Source organism: Streptomyces sp. NPDC104309, assembly GCF_055584025.1.
Map to the genome: position 1 here is coordinate 17,477 of NZ_JBVJMV010000074.1, position 7,109 is coordinate 24,585.

Here is a 7,109-nt window from a genome sequence, read left to right on the forward strand (position 1 = left end):
CCCCGGCTGTGAGGTCGGGAGTCTTGCACAGGCATTTCACTCGTGTCACGCCGTCTGTGGCAGTTTCTTCGTTTCTTTGGTGGCCCCGGCGCCGCGGCGCCCCCCCCCGGGGGGGGGGGCCCCCCCCCCCCGGCTCTGCCGCGTACTCATGTGGTGATCATGATACGCGGCGCTGGACTACGCGCTGGCCTTGCAGATGGAGGAGACTGCGGTCATGAAGCCGTTCCACCCGATAACGATGCCGTTGCCGTGGGTCACGATTCTCGTTCCGGGTTTCACTTGGATGTTGTAGTGAACCTCCCATTGCTTCTTCCAGGGCGTGTACCAGCTGGCCTTGCCCTGAAGTTTGCCCATCTTCTTTTTGCCCGGCCGGGTTCCCCAGGTTTCCGCGTATACGGCGTTCCGGGACAGGTACCGGTTGGCGAATCCCTTGATCTGGGTCTCCACGTAGTACCCGATGTAGCGGTGGCCGTCCTTAGTCACGCCGCCGCCTCGGCGGCTGGTGATGATCTGCAGGTTGTAGCCGTTGGTCTTGTGCTTCTTTCCGCACTTGGGGATCAGCCCGGTGGTGTCGGAGCTGTTGCACGGGTCGGCGTTGGCGTAGTCGTAGGCATTCGCCGATCCGCCGGGAACCGGGTCAGCCTGGAGGAACCGGCCGAGCTTCGGGTCGTAGAGGCGGACGCCCATGAGGGTGAGCCCGGTCAGGGTGTCGGCGGAGCGCTGCTTGGTGCCGAGCCAGGCGTAGCGGGCGCCAGCCTGGCCAGGACGCGGATTGCCGTACTCGTCGTAGTCGAGCGCTGCCGGAGCCGTTGCACCGTCCAGCGGTAGCTGGAGGGCGATGTCGCCGTGCAGGTTGGCGAGTTGGAGCACCACGCCGCCGGTCTTGGTGCTCGTCGCGGTGAGAGCTCCGCTCGCGGAGACGATGTTGCGGGTGACCGCGCCGGTCCCGGTGTCCTCCACCACCCACCTGGGGTTGTCGGAGTCGCTGTCATAGTGGTTGATCTTGGATGCGGTCTGGGTCCAGGTGGTGCCTGAGCCGCTTTCCGTCGTCCAGGAGCGCACGCGCAGTTCGGAGTCCCGCCGCCAGGTCTGGCGCTTGCCATCGGTTGTCTGCCGATAGACAAGATCGTTGGCGTAGTAGGAGAGGGAGCCGTGGCCCGGAGCGGTGGTCGTTCGGCCGAACGCGTCGTAGACGTAGCCGGTGTCGGTGAGACGGTCGGCGCTGTCGTAGGTGTGGCTGGTCGTGGTTCCTGCGGAGCTCGGGCAGTCGGCGCCGGGTTCGGAGGCGGCTGTGGTCACCGCGGTGCGGGTGCTGCGCGCGCCGAAGGTGTACGTGCGGCGGGTACAGACGGTGTCTGCGGTGTCGTCGACCCCTGCCAGACGTCCGACGGCGTCGTACCGGTACTGCTGGTGCGACCATCCCGAGTGAGCCGTCATCTGGGAGTGGACGGACCTGTCGATCGAGTCGGCCAGTACCACGGTGCTGTCGGATGCCCTGGTGTAGGTGCGCGCCAGGGGCGAGCCCGTTGTGTCGATCTCCTGGGCCAGGGTGTAGCCGCCGGGCAGCATTTCGCTGATGACGGCGCCGTCATCGTCGTAGGCGGTCTCGAACGCGCCTGCGACGGAGTCGGTGGTCTTCGTGGGCAGGCCGCGGGGCTCGGCCGTGTGGTCGTAGGTGTAGGTGACCATCGAGGGAACGGAGTCGGATACCTGGGTGATCCGGTTGAGCAGGTCGTGGCGGACCTGGGTGACTCCGCCGTCCGCATCGGTGTAGGAAAGCTGGCGGCCCAGTGCGTCGAACACCTTGGTGATGGTCCCGCCGGTGGCCGAAGTGTTCTTGATGGCCTCGCCGGTGGTGGTGTCATAGTCGGTAGTCGTCTGGGACAGCGCCTCGCCGGTGCCTCCGGTCATGGCGACCGAGAGAGGACGGCCCGCGTCGTCATAGCTGGTCGTGGTGGTCCTGGTGACGCCCCCGGCGGTTTCGGAGACATTGGTAGGGTTGCCCCACCGGTCGTATTCGGTAGTAGTGACCGGGAGTGTCGAGGGGTTGGTCCCGCCGCCGGTGATGGCGCCGCCGGGCGAAGTCCGGCAGGGCAGGTCGGCCCACTCGGGGCGGCCGGCGCAGGTACCGGTGCCGGAGGCGGACCAGTAGTCGGTCACACGTGTGGTCGCCGAGGCCGCGGTGCTGCCGGACGGGATCTCCTTCGTCACGCGACCCTGATCGTCGTACTCGGTCACCGTGGCGATGGCGAGGCCCCCGGGGTCCTGGACCGTCTGGGTCGCCAGGCCGCGTGCCCAGTCGTAGACGGTCCGCGTCTCACGGGTCTCGGCATGGACGGTGGGGTGGACGCGGAGCTGTGCCCCGGTGGTGGTGCCGGTGATCTGGTCCTTGACTGAGGCAGTGCCGTCCGTCGGACGCCCGGCGTCATAGGTGTTGACACTCCAGGCGCGGGCTACGACGGATGTGCCGGCGGAGACGAGCGTGGTACCGCCCGAGGTGAGGTCCTGGGTCAGGTCGATCCGTGACAGGGGGCCCAGTCCCTCCAGTTCGCGTGTTCCGGTGGCGTTGTAGACGGACCGGGTCGACAGCAGGTCGGCCCGCTCGGCACTCGGGAGGTCCGCGATGCCCAGGTCGGTGAGAACCTTCTGTGCCGTGGCGCTTTTGCCAAGTGCCAGGGCACGGTTGGCGGGGGTCAGCTCGCGGATCGTGTTGCCGAACTGGTCAGTGTCCGACGCGGATATGTGGCCACCTGGCAGGGCCGCGTTGATCTGGCGTCCGGAGGCGTCCATGTACTGGATGGTCGCCCGCGCGTAATCTCCCGCACCGAGGCCGCTGCCTGTGTGAGAGGCCGGTACGGAGTCAGCCGGGAAGATCGCCGTTGCGTCGGTGGGCGCATCCAGTTGGCCCCACGTCTTGACGTCACTCGCCCCCATGGCATACGGGGCGGAGGTTCCGGTGAGTGGTACGTCGTAGACCAGGTTGGTGACCGCCTCGCCCTGCACGGTCGCGGCCGTACCAGGCTGAAGGCCGGGACGCGAAACGCTCAGCAGCATCCCCGGACCAGCGGCGGTGGAGCTTCCCGCCTGGCCGTAGGTGAAGGTCCAGGGCAACTGGCCTGGCGGGGTCAGTGCGGTGACCCGGCCAGCGCTGTCATAGGCGTACTCGGTGACCAACGGCGGGGCAATTTGCGAGTTCCACGTACGACGCAGCCGTCCGGTGGTGTCGTACGTGTACTTCTGTACGGACTTCGAGGTGGCTGCTGTCGCTCCGGGAGCGGTGGACCAGACCTGGATCTCCTTCACTCGGCCGGTGAAGTCGCCGTATGTGCCCGTGGTGGCGGTGGTGGAGGTGGCGTAGACGAACTCCACCACCCGGCAGCCGCGTGTGGAGGGGGTCTGCGCACAGGTGCCGGAGGCGACTGCCGAGGTCGGGGCGACAACCCGCTTGGGCCGGGCCTTGACCTTGCCGTCGGCCGAGACCGTTTCTGAAACGACCGTGGTGGTGGAGTTGCTGCGGCCGTCGAGACGGGCCGAGGAGACCTGCCAGGTCGTTGCCGCGTCGTCCAGCTTGGCGAAGTCGGTGACCGTGCCCTCGGCATCGGTCAGGGTGAAGGAGCCCGATGTGCTCCCTTGCAGGGTGATCTTCTCGGCGCCGGGTTCAGCGATCCATGCGGTCTTGGCCGCGTTCGCGGTGAAGTGGACGGCGTCGCCTTGACTGCCGACGACGTCGACGGCGGTGTCGGAGACCCTGCTGACATAGGAGTAGTCCGAGCCTGCGGATTCGGCGACCGTGCCAGATGCCCACTCGTTGCCGAATATGGCCACCTGTCCCTCCTGGTCTCCTGCGGACGGCGTCCGGGAAGTAGCCGTACGGGTGACGGACAACCCGAAGTAGGAGGCTTCCACTTCGGAGAGGGTGAAGTCACCGGTGAGCAGGTTCACCGAGCCAGGCCCGATCAACTGAGGCGCAGCACCGAGGGCGTAGCGGTCGACAACGACCGTGAGAGGTTCGGTGCTGCCGGAGGCGCTGTTGGCTCCCGTGAAGTCGGCCTTGACCTGCACTGCGCCGTCGGGGTTGACGGTGGCGACGGCGTTCCACACCAGCTGGCTGTTCTTGCCGTTGGTCAGTGGGGCCGGCCATCCGGTGAGCGCGTTGCCCCCGGAGGTGACGTCCCCGACCGGGATCCTCTGCCAGTTGTCGGCTTCAGACCGGCGCCAGGAGAAGGACACGCTGTTGTACTTGCTCGCGTCGGCCTCGGCGACCAGCGGCAGACGGCGCGCGGTGCGCTCGCCGTCGGAGGGCTGGACGAAGCCGCCGGGCCCGGCGTGGAAGGTGTACTCGATCGCCTCGGACTTGTTGTCCGCCTTGTCCACCGAGCGCACCTGCAGGGTGTGGGTGCCGTCCCTTGGGCGGGGTGATGGAGAGGGCCTTGTCGGCGGTGGAGCCGCCGGTGGAGACCTTGGTCCAGGTCACGCCGTCCAGCGACCACTCCAGCCAGTTGTGGTCACCGCCGGCGGGTGGGGTGACCGTGAACGTGCCGGCCTGGCCGGTGCCCTTGACCCACTTGTCCGACGGGTAGTCCGTGGAGACGATCTTCGTCGGGGCGGACGGGGCCTTGGTGTCGACGGTGAAGGTCTTCCAAGCCGACCAGCCGGTGTTGTAGTGCGTGCCGTCATAGGGGCTGGTGCGGAACTTGTAGGTCTTGCCGTCCGCGAGCACCCCGGCCGGTAAGGTCACCGAGGCGACCTGCCCGGAGGGCACGTACTTGGACACCAGGACGTTGCCGACCTGGGCGTTGGTGGCGGAGTCGAAGATCTGGAAGGTGCCGTTGACCTTGTCGCCGTCGGCGTCGACGAAGGTGTCCCGCAGGGTGGGCGTGGTGGTGTTGACGACGTAGTCGCCGCCGTAGGAGAAGTACGGCGGGCCGGCCTCCTGCTTGGTGCCGGTGCGTGGCCGGTAGTTGTAGTTGACGACCAGCTTCGGCGGGTTGGAGGCGGCGTTGGCGGAGTTGACGCGCTTCCACTGGGCCACGACCGACTCGTCTGTGGCGCGGATGCCCATGTGTCCGCGGGTGGTCTTGGCCGAGGCCCACTCCTGCACCAGTGTGGTGATGTCCGCGTTGATCCAGCCCTTGGGCTGGGTGCTGGTGCACGAGGGGTTGCCGCGGGTCTCGGAGGAGGTGGCCTTCTTCGCCGTCATCGTGGGGCGGTTGGTCCACCGGCTGGAGGTGGAGGCGGCGGGAGAGGACCACACCTCCCACGGGTACGCCTTGCAGTCGGTGTTGCCCGAGTGGAAGTTGTACAGGGACAGCTTCGCGTCCAGCACCAGCGCGTCCTGGACCGGCGTGGTGTTCCAGGAGATGAAGGACTGCGCGGTGCGCGGGGTGCCGTCGGCGTTCTTGGTGCCCGGGTTGCCCCAGTCCAGCTCGGTGTCGGCCGACCAGTCGACAGTCTCGCCCTGCTGCACGTAGGTGTCGAAGACGTTCGACAGCGATGAGGTGGACGGGTCGATGGTGACCGGGTACTTGGTATCCGGGGCGGCGAGGAAGCCGGCGTCCGGGGTGATCACCAGATCGACGGACGAGCCCTTGTGTACGACCGTCAGACCGACCTCGGCCCGGTTCGTGTGCTCGCCGGACCGCTTGTCGACTGTGGCGTCCCACATCACCGGGGCGGGCATCACGGCCCGCTTCCTGTTCTTGGTGTCGGTGAACTGAACGCTGCCGTCGGCCAGTTGCTTCACTTTCAGGCCCTTGGCCTTCAGCGGCAGCGTGTAGGAGTAGCCGTCCGTGTCGGGCCGCTGTTTGATCTCGACGTACTGCTCGAAGCCGGTACGGGTGGCCTCGACGACGACATCCGCGCCAGGCACGGCGTTGACGTACTCAGCTCGCGGGCCGTCCAGCTTGGGCTCTGGCAGGCCGCCCTTCCACTGAAGCCTGATCTGCTGGTCCCCATCCCCGAGGGTGACCAGGTCGGTAGCCTTTGCCTCCTGCGCAGCGGCCAGTGACTTCGCGGGGGTGCCGGTCTTGCCGGCGAGCCGCAGGCCCTCCGGGTGGGCGACGGGCTCCACGCCTGATCCGGTTTCGCGTAGGTTGACATCCGCGTCGGTCCATCGCCCATCACGCTCGAACCGGACGGGCCCGGCAGCGAGTTCCGTGGTGAGACTGCCATCCTTGTTGACCCAGGTGGTCGACGTCTCGGTGCGCTCGCTCAGCGCCTCAACGCGCTTACCCGACAGCCGGGGCCGCCGCTGCCGCACCCTCCAGCAACGACACCGACATCAGCACCGCAAGCCCACCTGCGATCCAACGCAGACTTCGGCTCCGGTCACGCCACATCCGTCCTATCTCCCCAGGAGAAGGAGGAACATCCACAGGTCTCACGAACCCATCCCCGTCTACTCGTCACGTAAAGAAACAGTGATCGATTCGCAAAGTAGCCCGGAGCACAACACCACCAAGATCATCCAATGCCCCCTAACCGGACACCTCCCCCCATGCCTCGACCTATGACCTTGATCACATGAAGTGACGCCACCAATACCTACCGCTCAACATCCCGCACATTTCGCAAATGCAGGCTCGGCGCAGCGATACGCCTACCAGCGCCGGGACAGAACAAGGCGCTGCCGCCAGCTCGAACGGCGCCCCACGGAGCCCACTCGCCGGGCGAGCCGGTACGCAAGTGCGACTGGAACTCGACAACGCCGCTTCCGACAACTGACTTGCCTAGTGAAGGTCCCGGTTGTCGCCGTGGACGTAGCCGACGGGTACCGGGCCGACGCGGCGGAGCTGGGCGGCGTGCCCGCGGATCACCTGCCGCTCTTCCTCGGTGAGCCGGTCTCCGGCGCGGGCCAGGTACTTCTCCGCTCCGTCAGCTGCGGCCTCCAGGGATGCTTCGGCCTCGGCCCGGTCGGCGCGGTCGAGTTCGCCGGCTTCGTGGAGGCGGGCGCACAGGGCGCCGGCCTGCCGGTGTACGGCCTGCCACTCGCCGTCGGCCAAGTCGAGCCCCGCTGCCGGGACGCCGGGCACCGCGGTGAGCAGCACAGCCAGGTCCTCCGCACGGCTGTCGACGAGGTGCGGCGCGCGGCCGTGGCCGAGCGCGGGGAC

General features: G+C 67.5%; 2 pseudogenes. Both read right to left on the bottom strand.

Annotation, left to right across the window (positions count from 1 at the left end):
- Nucleotides 1-177: 177 nt before the first annotated feature.
- Nucleotides 178-6,259, bottom strand: a pseudogene (locus tag ACZ68L_RS43910) (DNRLRE domain-containing protein).
- A 469-nt stretch (nt 6,260-6,728) separates the two neighbouring features.
- Nucleotides 6,729-7,109, bottom strand: a pseudogene (locus ACZ68L_RS43915) (hypothetical protein); the annotation flags it as partial.